The 17,044-nt window shown below is 41.7% G+C and carries 18 protein-coding genes and 7 pseudogenes; 9 read left to right on the top strand and 16 right to left on the bottom strand.

Going from position 1 to position 17,044, the window contains the following annotated elements:
- Positions 1–46: 46 nt before the first annotated feature.
- Entirely contained in the window at positions 47–1,348 is a 1,302-nt protein-coding gene (locus ACLFKQ_RS07645) for an O-antigen ligase family protein (protein WP_448999205.1), read from the top strand.
- Here ACLFKQ_RS07645 and ACLFKQ_RS07640 read toward each other — a convergent pair.
- From ACLFKQ_RS07640 to ACLFKQ_RS07625, 4 genes are all read right to left on the bottom strand, one after another.
- The gene (locus tag ACLFKQ_RS07640; protein ID WP_448999204.1) at positions 1,329–1,889 is read right to left on the bottom strand and encodes a 5-formyltetrahydrofolate cyclo-ligase; all 561 of its coding nucleotides are present in this window, start codon (positions 1,887–1,889) and stop codon (positions 1,329–1,331) included. The two genes, ACLFKQ_RS07645 and ACLFKQ_RS07640, sit on opposite strands and share 20 nt — an antisense overlap.
- A 17-nt stretch (positions 1,890–1,906) precedes the next feature.
- A complete protein-coding gene (locus ACLFKQ_RS07635) occupies positions 1,907–2,035 on the bottom strand; it encodes a hypothetical protein (protein WP_448999479.1) in 129 nt (42 codons plus the stop codon).
- On the bottom strand, positions 2,035–2,268 hold the full coding sequence (gene yaaA / locus ACLFKQ_RS07630; protein ID WP_448999203.1) for a peroxide stress protein YaaA: 234 nt from the start codon (positions 2,266–2,268) through the stop codon (positions 2,035–2,037). The genes ACLFKQ_RS07635 and yaaA overlap by 1 nt, the downstream gene beginning before the upstream one ends.
- Positions 2,269–2,340: 72 nt before the next feature.
- Positions 2,341–3,243 carry an alpha/beta fold hydrolase gene (locus tag ACLFKQ_RS07625; protein ID WP_448999202.1) on the bottom strand — a complete coding sequence of 301 codons (903 nt, stop codon included), beginning with the start codon at positions 3,241–3,243 and terminating at the stop codon, positions 2,341–2,343.
- Between the two features lie 60 nt (positions 3,244–3,303).
- Between ACLFKQ_RS07625 and ACLFKQ_RS07620 the strand changes: the two are divergent.
- Positions 3,304–3,411, top strand: a pseudogene (locus ACLFKQ_RS07620) (transposase); the annotation flags it as partial.
- Positions 3,412–3,702: 291 nt separating this feature from the next.
- Here the strand turns inward: ACLFKQ_RS07620 and ACLFKQ_RS07615 are convergent.
- The 6 genes and pseudogenes from ACLFKQ_RS07615 to ACLFKQ_RS07590 form a co-directional block, all read right to left on the bottom strand.
- Complete coding sequence (locus tag ACLFKQ_RS07615; RefSeq protein ID WP_448999201.1) at positions 3,703–3,894, bottom strand: hypothetical protein; 192 nt, start codon at positions 3,892–3,894, stop codon at positions 3,703–3,705.
- Positions 3,895–4,034: 140 nt separating this feature from the next.
- The gene (locus ACLFKQ_RS07610) at positions 4,035–4,349 is read right to left on the bottom strand and encodes a hypothetical protein (protein ID WP_448999200.1); all 315 of its coding nucleotides are present in this window, start codon (positions 4,347–4,349) and stop codon (positions 4,035–4,037) included.
- 5 nt (positions 4,350–4,354) lie between these two features.
- Positions 4,355–4,537: pseudogene (locus tag ACLFKQ_RS07605) on the bottom strand (hypothetical protein); the annotation flags it as partial.
- 114 nt (positions 4,538–4,651) lie between these two features.
- A complete protein-coding gene (locus ACLFKQ_RS07600) occupies positions 4,652–4,786 on the bottom strand; it encodes a hypothetical protein (protein ID WP_448999199.1) in 135 nt (44 codons plus the stop codon).
- A 625-nt stretch (positions 4,787–5,411) separates the two neighbouring features.
- The gene (locus ACLFKQ_RS07595; protein WP_448999478.1) at positions 5,412–5,807 is read right to left on the bottom strand and encodes a transposase; all 396 of its coding nucleotides are present in this window, start codon (positions 5,805–5,807) and stop codon (positions 5,412–5,414) included.
- Complete coding sequence (locus ACLFKQ_RS07590) at positions 5,777–6,226, bottom strand: winged helix-turn-helix domain-containing protein (RefSeq protein WP_448999198.1); 450 nt, start codon at positions 6,224–6,226, stop codon at positions 5,777–5,779. The genes ACLFKQ_RS07595 and ACLFKQ_RS07590 overlap by 31 nt, the downstream gene beginning before the upstream one ends.
- Before the next feature lie 48 nt (positions 6,227–6,274).
- Between ACLFKQ_RS07590 and ACLFKQ_RS07585 the strand changes: the two genes are divergently transcribed.
- The 3 genes and pseudogenes from ACLFKQ_RS07585 (at position 6,275) to ACLFKQ_RS07575 (ending at position 9,146) form a co-directional block, all read left to right on the top strand.
- Positions 6,275–7,486: an IS256 family transposase gene (locus ACLFKQ_RS07585; protein WP_448998010.1), complete on the top strand. Its 1,212-nt coding sequence runs from the start codon at positions 6,275–6,277 to the stop codon at positions 7,484–7,486.
- Positions 7,487–7,713: 227 nt separating this feature from the next.
- Positions 7,714–8,321: pseudogene (locus ACLFKQ_RS07580) on the top strand (ISAs1 family transposase); the annotation flags it as partial.
- A 91-nt stretch (positions 8,322–8,412) separates the two neighbouring features.
- Positions 8,413–9,146 (top strand): annotated as a pseudogene (locus ACLFKQ_RS07575) (IS1 family transposase).
- A 6-nt stretch (positions 9,147–9,152) separates the two neighbouring features.
- On the opposite strand, the pseudogene ACLFKQ_RS07570 reads toward ACLFKQ_RS07575, so the two are convergent.
- The 5 genes and pseudogenes from ACLFKQ_RS07570 to ACLFKQ_RS07550 form a co-directional block, all read right to left on the bottom strand.
- Positions 9,153–9,341, bottom strand: a pseudogene (locus tag ACLFKQ_RS07570) (transposase); the annotation flags it as partial.
- 8 nt (positions 9,342–9,349) lie between these two features.
- Positions 9,350–10,312, bottom strand: a pseudogene (locus ACLFKQ_RS07565) (IS701 family transposase).
- Positions 10,313–10,442: 130 nt separating this feature from the next.
- Positions 10,443–11,714, bottom strand: a complete 1,272-nt coding sequence (locus tag ACLFKQ_RS07560) for a flippase (protein WP_448999197.1) — start codon at positions 11,712–11,714, stop codon at positions 10,443–10,445.
- A gap of 154 nt (positions 11,715–11,868) precedes the next feature.
- Positions 11,869–12,060 carry a hypothetical protein gene (locus ACLFKQ_RS07555; RefSeq protein WP_448999196.1) on the bottom strand — a complete coding sequence of 64 codons (192 nt, stop codon included), beginning with the start codon at positions 12,058–12,060 and terminating at the stop codon, positions 11,869–11,871.
- 155 nt (positions 12,061–12,215) lie between these two features.
- Positions 12,216–12,518: pseudogene (locus tag ACLFKQ_RS07550) on the bottom strand (hypothetical protein); the annotation flags it as partial.
- Between the two features lie 284 nt (positions 12,519–12,802).
- On the opposite strand from ACLFKQ_RS07550, the gene ACLFKQ_RS07545 reads away from it, so the two are divergent.
- From ACLFKQ_RS07545 to ACLFKQ_RS07530, 4 genes are all read left to right on the top strand, one after another.
- Positions 12,803–13,012: an NblA/ycf18 family protein gene (locus tag ACLFKQ_RS07545; RefSeq protein WP_448999195.1), complete on the top strand. Its 210-nt coding sequence runs from the start codon at positions 12,803–12,805 to the stop codon at positions 13,010–13,012.
- A gap of 136 nt (positions 13,013–13,148) precedes the next feature.
- A complete protein-coding gene (gene purH / locus ACLFKQ_RS07540; protein WP_448999194.1) occupies positions 13,149–14,690 on the top strand; it encodes a bifunctional phosphoribosylaminoimidazolecarboxamide formyltransferase/IMP cyclohydrolase in 1,542 nt (513 codons plus the stop codon).
- Between the two features lie 151 nt (positions 14,691–14,841).
- Positions 14,842–15,018, top strand: coding sequence for a 30S ribosomal protein S21 (gene rpsU, locus ACLFKQ_RS07535; protein ID WP_006507325.1), 177 nt, complete (start codon positions 14,842–14,844; stop codon positions 15,016–15,018).
- 268 nt (positions 15,019–15,286) lie between these two features.
- A complete protein-coding gene (locus ACLFKQ_RS07530) occupies positions 15,287–16,375 on the top strand; it encodes a TIGR03032 family protein (protein ID WP_448999193.1) in 1,089 nt (362 codons plus the stop codon).
- Here the strand turns inward: ACLFKQ_RS07530 and ACLFKQ_RS07525 are convergent, their stop codons facing one another.
- Positions 16,376–16,999: a TetR/AcrR family transcriptional regulator gene (locus ACLFKQ_RS07525; protein WP_448999192.1), complete on the bottom strand. Its 624-nt coding sequence runs from the start codon at positions 16,997–16,999 to the stop codon at positions 16,376–16,378. It lies immediately after the preceding gene.
- Positions 17,000–17,044 lie beyond the last annotated feature (45 nt).

Below are 17,044 nucleotides of genomic sequence, written 5' to 3'. Positions count from 1 at the left end.
TTGAACCGAGTTTATTATTGACTAAGTAAGCGATCGCTTTTTATTAGTGAACCACAAACAGTTAGATTTAAATTGGGCTTGGCAATGGGTTCAGCTTAGCGTAGTAGTTTTGCCTTTGTTTCCTGCTTTAGGAGAACTAGGATTGCTGCTGGTTTTAATTGATGTTTGGCGACGGCGTTATGGTCAGATCGTTAATTTTTCACTCAATTGGGCATTGGCGATTTTGAGCATTTGGTTGATTATCTGTTCGGTTTTTGCTTATCGACCGCCAGAATCTTGGTTGGGTTTGGCAAATTTTCTACCTTTTTTTGGCTTATTTGCAGCTTTGAATCAGTTAATTAGGTGCTCGCAACAGTTAAGACAATTAGCGAGGTTATTAGTTTTTCCTTCTGTAGCGGTAGTCATGTTAGGCTTGGGTCAACTATATCTCGACTGGCAGACTCCCCAATGTTGGCACGCTATTGCTGGCTGGACATTAGTTGCTAGAGGAGAACCGGCAGGAAGAATGTCATCGGTATTTATTTACGCCAATTTTTTGGCAGTTTATCTGGCGATCGCCTTTACTTTAGGTTTGGGATTGTGGCTGGAAACTTGGCAGGCTTGGCGATACAAAACAACGCCAAGTGCGAGCTGGAATTTATTAGGACTGACGGTAATTTTGCTAATTGATAGTGTTGGCTTGATGCTGACTAGTTCTCGCAATGCTTGGATCGTCGCTTTTTTTAGCTTGGTTGCGTTTGCAGTTTATCTTGGTTGGCGTTGGTTAGTTTGGGCAATAGCTGGTGGAGCAACTGTGATTCTGTGGGCATCTTTTGCCCCCCATTGGGGTGGAGTATGGTGGCGTAAGATCGTACCTGTTTTTATTTGGGCGAGACTCTCCGACCAAATGTACGCAGATCGCCCTATAGAAACCTTACGCCTGACACAGTGGCAATTTTGCTGGAATTTAATTAAACAACGTCCGGTTATCGGTTGGGGGTTGCGTAACTTTACGCCACTTTATCAAGCTCGATGGCAGATTTGGTTGGGGCATCCTCACAGTTTGTGGTTGATGCTGACAGCAGAGACGGGAATAGTGGGAACTTTGTTGTTATTGGCTATTGTCGGTTGGGTAATGGCACGAGCAGTATGGTTGTTAAATCGGTCGATAAAATCTTTTGCTGTTGGCAATCGTGACGAGCTGATGTTATTTACTTATGTGGTAACATTCGCAGGTGTTATTTTATTTAACTCGTTCGATGTCACGCTCTTCGACCTCAGAGTCAATACGATCGGTTGGATAATCTTTTCCGCTATTAGCGGTGTAGTTTTTCACTCGAAAGGGCAATTTAGGGATAAGATTCCATAATCCTCTCGGTGCAAACATAATCTAGCTTGATATCCCAGGGTTCTCTCGGTAACTCGGCTAAATAAGCGAAATCGAAAACAATTCCGATAGTGGGTATCTGCGACCATTGAGGAGAACTTAACAAGCGATCGTAAAAGCCGCCGCCATAACCCAAACGATATCCTTGGCGATCGCAAGCTACGGTAGGAACTAGAATCAAATCTACGGTAGCTGGTTCTACCAGAGGCGCATTAATTAAAGGTTCTTGAATACCATACTTACCCTTAGCTAGAGTTTCTCCAGGTTGCCACCAGTGCCAAATTAAGGAAGTCCGTTCGCAGCGCGGAAAACCCCATCTTTTAGCGGGAGTAAATAATAATTCTAGATTTGGTTCTTGCCGAAAGCTAAAGTACGCCAAAATAGTTTTAGCTTCCTGATATAAAGAAAAAGCTTGCAGGCGATCGCAAATAGCCCGATTTTTTTGTTGCCATTCCGCCACAGAGAGAGCCCTTCTTTGGTTTAAAATACTGCGTCTTAGTTGAACTTTATCTAATTGCCTCATCTAATTTGAGAAACCGTTTATAGCTTCCGAGTAAATACTGGCTTTTTCTCAGTTGAAACCTCAGCGTTATAGGCGTACCCGTCATCGGTAAATTCTTTAATATCGGCAAGCTCGCTAATTTGGTGTTTAATTACATAGTAAGCCATCATACCTCTGGCTTTTTTAGCATAGCTCGAGCAAAATTTTGATAGCGATTAGCATTGAGTTTTCCCAACTTGGCACTGATGCCCATAAGGTTTGAGAGTTCTTCACTAGAAAGCTTCTCTAAAGCCTCTACTAACTTCTCGGTTTGGCTGTTAAACATGAGATTGCTGGTAGCCGCAGCAGGAGAAGGCGTTTCAAAATCTAGTGTTTTAGCAGGAGAAATAATTAGAAGCACGATTGCCTACAGTTTGTTTGCGTATTATTTAAAGTAACTTGTTTGGGTAAATAGTCAAAAGTCAAACGACCTCTAAAGCCAATCTTGGATAGAAACCATAATTGACTGGGAATATTCTTCATAAATTCCTAAAGTTCCTGGCAGTCTGACTGCTTGTACTCCTTCTAAATCTGCCATTGCTTCCATTTCTGCCTTCGAATATGGCGGTGCATCTTCAGCTAAGACTATTGCTACGGGAATAGAGAGCGATTGAAAATAATCAAGCAGTTCTTCTCTACTAGAAACAGGATCGAGTTTGCCGGTGACAAAAGCGGCAGGGGCGTATCTGGCTCCAGGTTTTTGGGTAATTTGGTGTTTTTTAGCGATAAATTCTGGAGTTAACTTGGTTTCATCTACATAGACGTGCCGTTTGTACATCAAACGTAAAAATGAAGGAGTAGTATTAAAATAATAGAGAATTTGTCCCAAAATAGGCGATCGCACTAAGTTTTTAACACCGCTTCTGATGGCGTTAGGTAATCCCATGACTCGTAGAGGACCTTGCCAAGTAGGAGCGATGAGAATCAGTTTGGCTACGGCTTCGGGTTGTTTCTTAGCTAATTGCAAAGCATATCCGGCGGCATGACCAGAGGCGATTGTGGTTATCTCTTCCTGAAAGACCGCTGCTACGAAATCTTGTAATAATTTACTAAATAGATCGGGTTTATAGTATACCGCAGGGCGATCGGACTCTCCAAATCCCAACCAGTCTAAAGCTGTAACTCGATATTGAGAGGACAGTATTCGAGCAATTGCTTTCATCTCGCTGCGACTAGACACGGTACTAAAAGCAGGCAGCAGTAAAATTGAGTTGCCTTGTCCGATAGTTTCATAGACGACTTGATATGCTTTTCCCTGCCAGTTCCAGGTATATCGTTCGACTTTACCACCAATACCAGCATCAGAGGTAGCGACGGAAGATGAAGTTGAAGTCATGTCGAGCTTGAATGAGATTTATAGTCCTACATATTCGATTTTATCTAATTCATAAAACGACTAAATGTTAATCTCACTCCTGGCAACGTCGATCGGCGTCAACCTGTGTCAGAACTACTTCGAGGTCTTTTTGGCAAAATCTTTGCCGACCGAGGTTATGTCTCTCAGTAACTGGCTACTCAACACTTCTACCATTGGCATCTACAGCGATCGCCGTTACGTAGCACATATGTTGAGCATCGGTAGTTCTACTCGTTACCTTCGTACTGATACCGTGAATTTTTCTCAATCCCTCTACACCAACAGCATTGATAAGTAAATGGACTAAATTAAAGTTAACTGTGAAGGTTAGGAGACAGGAGACAGGAGTAATAAAGGTTTTGGGCGAACTACTAACTCTTGTTATTTTGCATTTAATTCTGTCTACCTACTTATAGGGTGACATTTTCCCGTTATTGACTAGGTAATCAATCGGATCGAGCTCTTGCACAGTGCAAAATTGTAATGTACCCTCTCAACTTTAGTCAGCGATCGCAAGTCGCGGTTGAGAATCACTCTTTCGATAGCTGCTTGTGTGGTATTGCGCTCGGTTAGAGCTTGACGGGTTCTAAGCTCCTCGTCCAGAGATTTCGCTAGTTTGCCGTTTTCCATCACGGGTGATTTTTTCTGTTTTTTAGTACAAAAATACTATAGCAGATAAAGAGCGAGTTACCTTTAATCTAAGAAGCGAGCGCCTAAAGGGCACTGGCGAAGCCAATCGGTGTCGTGCAAGCTCTATTTAATTTCACCTGTTAGTTTATCGTAGCGATTAAATCATCAATTGCTCTTTGAAACGTAGTTATCGACAGCCCCTCTAGGTCGTAACTACATTCAAACGAAGGCTCTCTATCGTAATTTTTTAAGTTAATTACTCTGACATCTATTTTGGCAATTTTAGGATTAGAAAATACGGTTATTTCTAGTTTTGACTCGTTTCCTTTATACAGATAGCTTGGTACTTCCCGAAGGTATAACTGGGTTTTACGGAATTTGCGGTCTAAAAAATTAACTACCGAAGAAAAGTTCAGCTCGATAGCTTGCTGTTTTTGTTTGTCTAATAGTGTCATTGGTTTCAACCCCTGCGATCGCTTATGAAAGCCAATAAGAGCGTGCCATTATAATTCGCTAGCCTTGCTCTCATCGTAGCAGTATTTTCCTTTCGACTATGAACCCAAATCCAGTTGAAATAGCTGACTACTAATCGCACCATGGTTTCTGTCTGCTCCCACTCCCAGGCTTTGGCAAATTTATTCTGACACAGACTAGGTGGAGACTGTGGGCGTAGAGAAAGCAGCGATTGCAGTCGGGGATTTTCATCTAGTGTTACTCTTCCTCCGGTCAAAGAGCCAAGAGCAAAGCACTATAGTACCTAACTTCTGGAAAAAAACTGCATCATGACAACTAACAACCCCACTGCCACAGCCCAAATTGCCAGGGTTCCACAACTTACTGAATCCGATGTGATTCGCTCAAATAAACGTTTGCCTCTTTGATAAATAGTCATTTCTATCATGCTCCAAACTATTAAATGTCAACTAAGTCATTATCTAGTCTGAGTTTCAAATTTAATCTACTGAAAAGTTAGCGACTGTAATTCAGTTTGTAAATAACCATTGCTGAGGACTACCACACCACGAAAGTCATCAACAGACCTCTAATAACGACTTATATCTAGATTGTGCATCAAGCTTCTCGCTCTTGCATGTAAATAGTAATGAGTCTTAACCAATTTTATCGGTAATCCTGCTGCTGAAAAGCTGCTTTAACTATCGGCAATTCTGCCCAACAGGTATGTAGGTAAACAGAATTAAATGCAAAATAACAAGAGTTAGTAGTTCGCCCAAAACCTTTATTACTCCTGTCTCCTGTCTCCTAATTTTCACAGTTAACTTTAATTTAGTCCATTTACTTAGTATATCTCGGACTCATATCAAATCCGTTTGAATACCCATAATCAAATTAAGTCTTCAGGATCAAATTAAGTCTTCAGGCCACCAATGATAGTTGGTTAATCCTTGAATCAATTGTGGTTGTCGAAGTAAACTACGGCATCTTTGAACCAGAATTTCCTCTAATTGGTCAAGAGCGTCAAAAGTTTGGTTAGCGCTCGCTTCATTAGTTAGAGGCCATCATCTTTCAGCAGGTTGTAATTCTGGTGATTTAGGGGGCATCCAGACTAAATGTAGTCCTGTGGGAACTTTTAGCTTTTCAGTAATATGAAAAGAGGCTCGAGCTAGTGCTAAAATGACTCGCTTTTTTTTACCTAGCTCAAAATGCCGAGCAAAATCTTCTAACAAAAGACGAAACACTTTATTGTTCAGCTTGGGTACAATCCACCAATAAGTTTCTCCTGAATTCGGATGTACCAATCCTGCTAACCACAACCATTGGAATTGCCAATTAACTTTCGCTATAGGTTGCTGACCTTTTTCTATCCCAATGATTCGATTCACTGGCTGTAATCCGATTCGATGCTCATCTTCAGCCCAAGTTTCTACCGTTGATTCGGGATGTTGCCGTTTAATTTCTGCGGCAGTCTGCGCCAGTTTGCTTGCTCCGTCTTTACGCCGAGGAAACCTCGGCGCAGGCGGTGCGCTTTTTTCCAGCGTTGTTGCTCTTGTAGATCGCTTTCGAGATGAGCAGGTCTTGGTCTTCGACGGACATATTCTAATCCTCGAAGATAATCCCATCCTCTTTGAGGTGCGATCTCTATGTCCAATAAGTCACTCATCCAAGCTGCTACTTTGGTTCCCGTCCATAATCCGCCATCGACTGGTGGTGCTTGAAGAGTTGGCCACAATAAAGCTTTTTGTTGCTCGTTTAATAGTGGCTTAGCTCCCTTGTTCTCTTTTCTTTGATCCCCCAAACTTTCTATTCCAAGGCGATTGTCACCCCAGACAAGTTCGTCAATCCAGCTACGGGTATGTAAAATAAATTGTGTCAAAGGTCAAAACACACTCTAATAAATAGAATTAATGTGAGGAATGAGACTATGACCTTTCGACCAGAGTTAATTGATGAACTGCTCAAAGACTATGAAAAACCAGAAGACCTTATTGGAGAAGGAGGAATCCTCAAACAACTGACCAAAAAACTCGTAGAGCGTTGTTTAGAAGCTGAAATAGACGTACATCTAGAGACTCAGAAGGCAGAGCGGGGCAAAAAAGAGCGACAAAATCGACGCAACGGACACAGCCGTAAAACCATTAAGGGGGAGTTTGGCGAAGCGGAACTTGCCGTGCCTCGCGATCGCGATCGCCAATTCGAGCCTCAGATGGTCAAAAAAGGACAAACTCGTTTTACAGGCTTCGATGACAAGATTCTCGCCCTGTATGCGAGAGGAATGACCACTCGTGATATCCAAGCCCAACTACAAGACCTTTATGGAGTAGAAGTATCGCCAGCCCTGGTATCTCAAGTAACCAATGCGGTTCATGAAGAGCGACTCCAGTGGCAAAATCGCAGCCTAGAGGCAGTGTATCCAATTATCTTTTTTGATGCTTTGGTCGTCAAAGTCAGACAGGAGGGAAGAGTCATCAACAAAGCCGTCCATCTAGCTCTGGGAATCAACATCGAAGGCGATAAGGAGTTATTGGGGCTGTGGATGACCCAGACAGAAACGGCAAAATTCTGGCTGTCGGTGTTAACTGAGTTAAAGAATCGTGGAGTCAAGGATATCTTTATTGCTTGTATCGATGGTCTGACGGGCTTCGCCGAAGCGATTGAAACGGTATTTACGCAAACCCGCGTACAGTTATGTATGGTACACATGGTCAGGAACTCCCTACGCTATGTCTCCTACAAACACCGTAAAGCTGTTGCCGCTGACCTCAAACGAGTGTACACTGCCGCTACTGAAGCTGAAGCCGAACAGGCACTAATAACTTTTGCTGACAAGTGGGACTCCACTTATGCCCCAATTAGTAGGTCTTGGCTGGCTCACTGGCAGCACGTGATTCCGTTTTTCCAGTTTCCTCCAGAAATCCGTCGCATTATTTACACCACTAATGCGATCGAGTCGATGAATATGACTCTTAGAAAAGTGTTGAAGAATCATCGGATTTTTCCAACAGATGAAGCTGCGCTCAAAGTTATTTATCTTGCGATTAATAACTTATCTCAGAGATGGACTAGACCTTTACGGGATTGGAAAGCTGCTTTAAATCGATTTGCCATCGAGTTTGAAGGACGGCTTCCACTTTAACTTTCTTTGACACAAACTTATTGACAGATCCATGTGAGAATTCATAGAAAAAGCTTCGGCCCTTTAATGGGTCAACTAACCCAGGTTAAGCTCATCTTATTTGGTATAAAATGTACTTGACAAAAGTAATCTTATACAATCTCTTTTTTAAAGTAATAGTGTTTCGCTTATATAATATAGTTTTAATATTAACTAGAGTAAATTGAGACTATTAGGGGAAAGAATTGATGGGTAAAGGATTTGCACCTGTAAAAGCTAAACCAGAAAAACTAGCAACAGTCCGAGCAAAACTCACCCCAATTTCTCAAATACAAGCTGATTTATCCAGTTATTTTCAGGAACTTCGAGACCCGAGAGTTAATCGAACGAAAAAACACTACACTTGTTACAAGATATTTTAGTCATTGCCATTTTGGCTGTAATCGCTGGAGGTGAAGGCTGGGAAGATATCGAAAATTACGGTTATGCCAAGCAACAGTGGTTAGAAGAATTTTTAGAATTACCTAATGGAATACCGAGCGACGATACTTTTCGTCGGGTTTTTGAGAGGCTCGACCCCTCAGCTCTCGAAGCTAGTTTTACCAGATGGGTAGAAGAATTAATCCCTTCTTTAAACCAACAGATTGTGCCTATTGATGGTAAATGTTTGAGAGGCTCTTATGACCGTGAAGGGGGTCTAAAAGCCTTACATCTAGTAACAGCATGGGCTGCGGAACACAAGTTAATTTGAGGACAAGTTAAAGTCGAAGACCATTCTAATGAAATAACGGCTATTCCAGCCTTATTGGAGTTAATTGATGTTACCGGGGCAATTGTGACTATTGATGCCATGGGGGTAGTCCTGTAGAAGTAACGATCTAAAATAAACGTCGAGCTTAAATAACTCGAGAGCAAAGCCTACTTGTCCAAGCTGCCATTCTGAGAAAATTGTCAAAAATGGTCGGATTCACAACGGAAAACAAAGGTTTAGATGTAATCAATGTCATCGTCAATTTGTAGAGAAACCGCAAAAAATCGTCGTTAATCAAGAGAAACGGGAGTTGATTGACAGGCTCTGATTAGAAAGAATTTCTTTGGCAGGTATTGCACGAGCAGTTGAAGTGTCAGAAAAGTGGCTTCAAACCTATGTTAACCATAAATAAATATGCTCTAGTTCCCAGAGAAATAAAAGTCACACCCAAAAAAAGGGGAAATTGACGAAGCAGTGTGATGCAATGTGGAGGGGCTGTGTGCGGACACAGGTTCCGCACCTTGAAAGCCCCGTGTCATTTGTAGACCATCAAGGAAATAAACAATGGGTCTGGTTAGCTTTGGATTCCAAAACTCGTGAAATCGTTGGGGTAACAATTGGCGATTGGCTTTGCCACTGCGCGGAGCGCAATCGCAGCGAACAAGCAGCGCCAGAACTGTGGAATTCGCTACCTCCTGTCTATCGTCTGATTTTTGGGCAGCTTATGAGACGGTATTTCCTCAACAACCCCATCAAGCAGTGGGAAAAGAAACAGGAAGAACAAGTTATATTGAACGGTTTAACAATACTCTTAGACAAAGAGTATCTCGATTAGTGGGAAAAACCCTATCATTTTCCAAATCATTAGAGAATCATCTAGGTGCTATCTGGCACTTCGTGTATTACTATAATGCTTCATTACATCTTTAGCACTACCATATTTTTTAGTTGGTCATTAATCGTTTCAATAATCGAGCGTTGGCGGGACAAAAGCTTGTCATGAAGACACATTAGCTGATTTTTTATATTACGATGAGGCTTGGCAAAAAACTGAATCCCCAACTCTTCCAGGAGTTGATTAGCAAGCTTTTGAGAGACATAACCTCTATCGGCAAAAATTTTACCAACAGGAGTTACGCAGTTGGTGGGAGAGTTAACCAAGGAGAGGACAAATAGGAACGCACTGCCTCACGTATAATGCTAGTTTTAGCTTCATACCAACTGATGCCCGTGTTGAACCATTGGATTTCTAGGCGTAGGAAGGCGCGAATAGCTAAACCAATATGGTTGCGCTGTGCACGAGCGGAACGAACTTGTGCCCGCTCAACGCCACAACATTGTTTTAGCCCTCGGTGATATTCCTCGATCGCCCACTCAAACTCAGCATACTGTAGTCGACGAAGAGGAGTCATCTGAAGGTCGTTGGTAGCCCAGTAATCAATGTCACCGTCTGTAGCAACTATCTTGAAGACTTTGATTCAGCCATAACCTTTGAGATGAACGATCGTCCCTGTTTCACTTAAATCAACTTCATCCACCCGACGATTGCCAAGGCGCTCGGGATTGACCAACCGATTACGCTTCAGTCGAGTCAGCCAAGTCCAACCATAACTACGAATTAGCTTCAGATTATCTAAGGCACTGAACCAGCTATCAAACGCCACACAGCGCAGTATAAAGTCTCGCTCTCGTACCGTTTGTAGCATGGCGCGGAAGTGGTCGTTTTTTGTAGCACCATCAACTGCTTTCTCATAAAGTCGGTAGTCGCAGGGAATGTGTTTATCCCCATTTGTCCAGAGCATGGTTGTCAGATTGATGCCTTTGACTACTCGTCCGTGTTTGCCCGACCACTGCCAGCTAACCAATTCCATTTTTTGGGCATACAGCTTGTTCAACACTGAATCGTCTACAACCAAAATACCTTCTTTGAGCTTGACCAATCCTCTCGCTTCATCCCATAGCTCCTCTACGTTTGGTTCCACGCGATGTAGTAAGCGAGTAATAGCATCATGAGCTGGTGGTTCTGGCTGTTTTGGTTGCACTCGCTCAGCTTCTCTACAACTGTAAGCTTTCTGAGTAGCAATCAGGAAGTTGATATATTCAGTAGCTGTGTATTTTGGTGGGTTCTTGCCTCCTTTTTATCGCATTTCTTCTTCAACTGCGTAACTCCTGCTGGGAATGGGGAGATGATACCGGCAGTAGTTTTAGTAACTTTGTCGTCAGAAACTAAATTTCTCTTTGTTGATAATAAAACCACCCTACAGCTATTGCCAAACAAATCACCCGAAAACTATCAGAACCTAGCGTCGCCCAAGCCGCACCCCGCCAGGAGTATAAAGGAATCAACCAAAAATTCAAGCCCACATTGCCCAGAGCAGTTGTTACTTGAATTGCGCTGCGGATTTTTTGAAAACCCGCTCCGGTTAAAGAATCTCCCAGCAATAGCTGAAACGAACCGACAATCGGTATAAAAGCCAGCCAACGTACGGCAGCGATCGCATTTCGGTACTCTTCTCCCAAGATATATGTAATCCAAGGTGCAAAAATTAAAAAACCTATTAAAGCGAAAATACTGAAGATGACGGCAAAAGGCAGGAGACGCTTGACCAAACGCAGACAACCACTAATACCAGTTGCCCCTTCTTGGAAAAATCTAGGATAACAAGCTGTGAGTACCGAATAAATGGGAATACTACCAACTTCTACCAAACGATAAGCTGCACCATAAATGCCGGTGGCTTCTAAAGAAGCCATGCTTGCCAGCATTGTCTTATCAATATGAGAATTAATATTGTAGGCAGATTGTCCGATCGAAAAGTAGATTCCTTGAGAGATCTTTGATGATACAATCTTCGGAGCTAATTGCGGTTTACCTAAGGTTTGATTTACCCAAATCATTCCTAGAGTTGATGTAGTTATCGTACTTGCTAAATATAAATAAGACCAGTGCCACAAATTTGGTTGTTTGTAACCAGTTGCTAACAGTATTGCTGCTAACAGTTTATTGACCGTGCCAATAATTTGTAATAAAGACGTTTTTTTAAACAGATTGTGAGACATGAATGCTTTGGCACTAACGTCAAATATTGCCAAACCAAACAAATCAGCTAATAAAATCGCTAGTATTGCTTTGGGATCGATATTTTGAGAGAAAATAGAAAAACAAATAAAATAGGCAGTCGTTGTTAACAATAAACTCGCGCTGATAACAATTAATAAACTATTGCCCCAAGAGGTGAAAAACTTCTTTTTTTGTCTGGATACTTGCTGCATTAAAATATCGCCACTTCCTAAATGGGCAAAAGGAAAAATTAAAGCAGCTAGAGAAGTAATACCGACAAACGATCCATAGTTTTCTGTGCCGAGAACGCGCACGATGACAGTAAAATACATTGCCTGGCAGACAATATTAACAACTTTAGCTAACAGTTGCCAGAGGCTATTTCTAACTAAAGACTTTTGTGATATACTTTTTAGTTTTTGAGTGAGTTTCTTCAAGACAATTAACTCGGTAAAATATAAATAAAATATAATATCTGTAATATCTGTTTTTTAAATAAAAACTTCGGTCACGATAAGTATTCCAAGTATATAATTAGCCGTCGTGTGTACTTGTCAATATATCGCTCGAGCTATTTATAATCAACCGTATTTAAGTAAAACTACCTGGATAACCATATAAAGTAATTTTATTCAGTAAATAAATATTGAGTAAAATATTCCAACCGTAGAACAAAATATCTAAGTGAGAGTAACTTTTGTCAATCAACCGTGGACGATTGCCGCTCCTCCTCAAAGTAGTGACTCTACCGGAATCTGGAGCTACCAAGCTGTTTATTGACATGAGTGGGAAGGTTATTCGCTGAAAAAGGTCAATGGTGGGAACAAGTTTTGGAGGTGCTTATGCCTGCTTGACATTAACGATCGCTTTAATCAGTTTAGAAACGATCGCTGTCGACAATTCATAAAGAAATTCTGTTTAACCTTCCAAGTCGTGCCATCAAGGGTTTGACCAAAACTCTGGGCAGCCTCCAACTCTCGGAAACCCAGCGTCGGATAGTAGCGTCACTTCACTCTTCGATGGCTCTGCTCAATCGGATTAGCTTGACAACCTCTGACTTGATGCTCGACCTCTTCTCCTCAAGTTTCTGTAATTGCCCAATCTCGCACCGCTTCGTGGGTAAACTCAAAACCTCTCATCAACAAGAACTCAGCTACATCTGGCTAGCTTAACTTGTAGCAGATGGGGCACAGCAAAATCTGAAAGAGAATATCGCTAGGCACTTCGACATAATTAAAGGGCTTTCTTATACCACAATCTAAGATCTCAGTACTGAAAGTTTTCCTCCAAGTCTTCCATTAAGCAAGCGATCGCCCCAGACAGATAAATTTTTTCCAAGCTTTGGGAGATTGAGGAAATCGCTCGAGCAGCTCTTCTTTACGGATATTAACACCCTTATTAACACCCTGTATTTTGTCAATCTATATAAATAATTGTTTACAATGTAACAGAAAGTAAATCGAATAATCCTTAGAGTAAGGCTATTCGTTATAGACAAAAACAGATCGGGAGAAGATTGACGGATATGGATAGACAAGAATCTCAACTAACTATGGAACAGCAGTTCAACCATAGGCTATTTGGCGATAGCGTTCGACATCTGTCTAAAGAAGAAGCACATGAATTGTTAATTCAGATGCACGAGCAGATGCTGATCAAAGAAAATATCTATAGAGAATTATTCCTCAGTCAAGAAAAAGACATCGTCGATTCTCTATTCGGAGCGAGAAAATAAGCGACAGCAATATCGTAAGATGCAACTAAAGTTCATTGGTAGGGTCGTATCGAGGGCGACCCTCATGAGTCGGAGCAAAAATACCGGAAATATCATAAGGTAAATAATGCTCGTTCGATGAGGTAAAAATAAAGTTATGAGTCGCCTTGCCCTACTTAGCGTCTCCGATAAAACAGGTATCGTAGATTTTGCCCGCCAGCTAGTAGAAAAATTTGAGTTTGAAATTATTAGTAGTGGCGGTACGGCAAAAACTTTACAAGCATCGGGAATTGAGGTTACTAAAGTAAGTGATTTTACCAGATCGCCAGAAATTTTAGGGGGGAGAGTGAAAACACTTCATCCTCGCATTCATGGCGGTATTTTAGGTAGAAGAAGTTTGCCAGAAGATGCGGCGGAAATGGAGGAGAATGATATTCGTCCTTTCGATCTGGTAGCGGTAAACCTATATCCCTTTGAAAAAACTATCGCTAAAGCCTATGTTTCGGTTGCTGAGGCGATCGAACAAATTGATATTGGGGGACCGACTCTCTTGAGAGCAGCAGCGAAAAATTTTGCTCATGTAACGGTTTTATGTAATCCCAACCAATATTCAGAATATTTAACCGAACTTACCAACGCTAATGGCGAAATAACTTTAAAATTTCGGCAAAAAATGGCAGAACGAGCCTTTGTTCATACTTTTAGATACGATCGCGCCATTTTAGCTTATTTTGCCAGTTTGAATAATTCCGAATCACCAAATACTTATAGTCTAGTTGGTACGAAAATACAGACTTTACGCTACGGAGAAAATTCTCATCAAAGCGCTGCTTGGTATCGAGATGGTAACTCAACTACAGGTTGGGCAGCAGCAGAAAAATTACAGGGTAAAGAATTAAGTTACAATAATTTAGTCGATTTAGAAGCAGCAAGGCGAATTATTGCCGAATTTCCCGATACAGAACCTGCGGCTGCCATTCTCAAACACACCAATCCTTGTGGTGCGGCAGTCGGCGATACTTTGGTAGCAGCTTATGAAAAAGCCTTTAATGCCGATTCCGTCTCTGCTTTTGGCGGTATCGTAGCACTCAATCGATCCATTGATAAAGCTACGGCAGAGGTATTAACTCAAACATTCTTAGAATGCGTCGTTGCTCCTGACTGCAATACTGAGGCAAAAGAGATTCTTCAAACCAAATCCAAACTGCGAATCTTGTTGCTACCAGATTTGGTTACGGGTAACAAACAAACTGTCAAAGCAATCGCAGGTGGTTTTTTAGTCCAAGCCAGCGACGATTTAATCGAAAATCCCGAGAATTGGCAAATTGTCACTACCAAACAGCCTACTGCCGAACAAATCGCCGAAATGCTCTTCGCTCAAAAAATAGTCAAACACGTCAAATCTAACGCGATCGTCGTTACTAAAAATCGCACTACTTTGGGTATTGGAGCAGGACAAATGAATCGCGTCGGGTCGGTAGATCTGGCTCTCAAACAAGCTGGAGAACGAGCTCGAGGAGGTATTCTAGCCAGCGATGGTTTCTTTCCTTTTGATGATTCAGTACGTACTGCCGCACGAGCCGGAATAGCTGCGGTAATTCAGCCTGGAGGTTCGATTAGAGATAAAGATTCGATCGCCGCCGCTAACGAGTTGGGTATGGTTATGGTAATTACTGGAACTCGTCATTTTTTACATTAAGTAGTTACTAATCGAGGCGATCGCCCTAGAAATTTGCATTCTTTTTTAAAGCTGCTACTATAAAATATGAGGGCACTTGTGTCTAAAAACGATTGATTTGATTTCGTATAGACAAAAGTAATTATTGAAATTATTTGGAGGATGATTTTTAATGACCCAAGTGGTTGTTGGACAAAACGAAAATATAGAATCTGCACTACGTCGATTTAAACGCCAAGTATCTAAAGCAGGGATCTTTGCCGATATTAAACGTCGTCGCCACTACGAAACCCCAATTGAGAAGCGCAAACGCAAAGCAATTGCTCGTCGCAAAAAACGTTATCGTTAAACGCACTTCACTGTTACAGGTTAACTCAAGGCTTCTAGATAAAGTTACAAAGCAAATACAATATTAAAGCGATCGCTTAAAATGGCGATCGCTTTCTAGTCAATAGGTACAAAAAACGATAAAATCTGGTCGCCTCTCTGCTCTATTTTACCTACTCATCCGAAACGTTAAGGTTATGCTCGAGGTTACTTGTCAACAGTAGAGAAATTACAGAAAGTGCAGATAATTAGAATACGAGCCGAGTTTAAAATGCTTTTTCAAGAGATTGATGGTTAAAGCTAGTAATTTCAATAATGCTCGATCGGCAGACGATCGCAATAGTAATAATTCTCCTTCATTAGAAATATCGAGCTCTCGCCAGTTTATCGGTTGGCTGAGAGAACAGAATCTAAGTCTTGCTTTTACCACCTATCAAGCAGGCAAAATCTTTTTTATTGGTTTGCAGCCCAACGGCAAACTCTCTATTTTCGAACGCACCTTCGATCGCTGCATGGGTTTGTGGATTTCAGGTCAAACCCTTTACCTCAGTTCTCTATATCAAATTTGGCATTTTCAAAATGCTCTCGAATCGGGACAAGTTTATCAGGGTTACGATTGCCTTTACGTTCCCCAAGCTAGCTACGTTACTGGCGATCTAGACGTACACGATTTAATTTTAGACAAATCGGACCAACTAATTTTTGCCAACACTTTATTTAGCTGCTTGGCAACCATCAGCACTACCCACAGTTTTCAACCTCTGTGGCAGCCTCCCTACATTACCAAATTAGCAGCAGAAGATCGCTGCCATCTTAACGGTGTTGCTCTCAAAGATGGCGAACCGGGTTTTGTTACCTCAGTGGGACAAACCGATATTACTGATGGTTGGCGCGATCGCCGTCATAATGGAGGTTGTGCTATTGATGTTAAGACTAGGGATATAGTTGCCGAAGGTTTATCTATGCCCCACTCTCCTCGCTACTATCGCGGTAAACTCTGGCTGTTAAATTCTGGTACGGGAGAGTTTGGCTATGTCGATTTAAAACGAGGAACTTTCCAACCCGTTACTTTTTGCCCTGGCTATTTAAGAGGTTGCGCTTTTTATGGCGACTATGCTGTAGTCGGACTTTCTAAATCTAGAGAAAATAAGACTTTTTCGGGTTTGGCATTAGATGAAAAACTGCGACAGCAACTGGTAGAACCGCGTTGCGGACTAATGGTAATCGATCTGCGAAGTGGCGATATCGTCCACTGGTTGCGTATCGAAGGTATAGTTAGAGAACTTTACGATGTCGCAGTACTGCCTGGAGTTAGACGACCAATGGCAATTGGCTTGAAATCCGATGAAATTCGCCGCATTATTACGATCGCAGAGTAACTAATCGCGATCGCCTGTAATTAAATCGGTCAAGGTATCAATTACGCGATCGCCTGCCAAGGGTAGGATATCTTTACCGTGCATCATTTCTTGCAACATTACAAAATAAATTAATGTTCCCATCATTACTCTAACTGCAGCTTCTGGATCTTCTAGCTTTAGTTGGGGATGGGATTTAAAGTATTGGGTTAAGGTTTCAATAGCCGGTTTGGCAAGATTGTTAACATAAGCTTTGGCTAATTCTGGGAAACGTCCCGACTCGCCGATAATAATGCGAATAAAGTCTTGAAAGGCGCGATCACTTTTAGAATTCTCTAACATTTTTTTTGCCATTGCCGATAAGACAATTTTAGGGTTCTGTTCTAAAGACTGAGGCTGGTGTAAACCCATTACTGTTTGAAACTTATCTTGGGCTAAATCGTGAATCAAAGCATTAAATAAGCCTTCTTTATCGCCAAAGTGACTGTAAACAGTAGCTTTAGAAACTCCTGCGGCTTTGGCTACCTTATCCATACTAGTAGCAGCGTAACCATTGGCTAGGAACTCCTCCATCGCGCCTTTCAATATAGCTTCAGCTTTAGCTTCCGATCTAGTGCGTTCGAAATTGGTTTTAGTGTTCGTCATGTTCCCTCGATCTGACTTCTTTTATTTTATTATTTCGGCTTGCTA

This window comes from Myxosarcina sp. GI1(2024) (assembly GCF_053543375.1).
The sequence above is the reverse complement of the archived record's forward strand: the minus strand, read 5'-3'. Positions and strand labels throughout refer to the sequence as shown.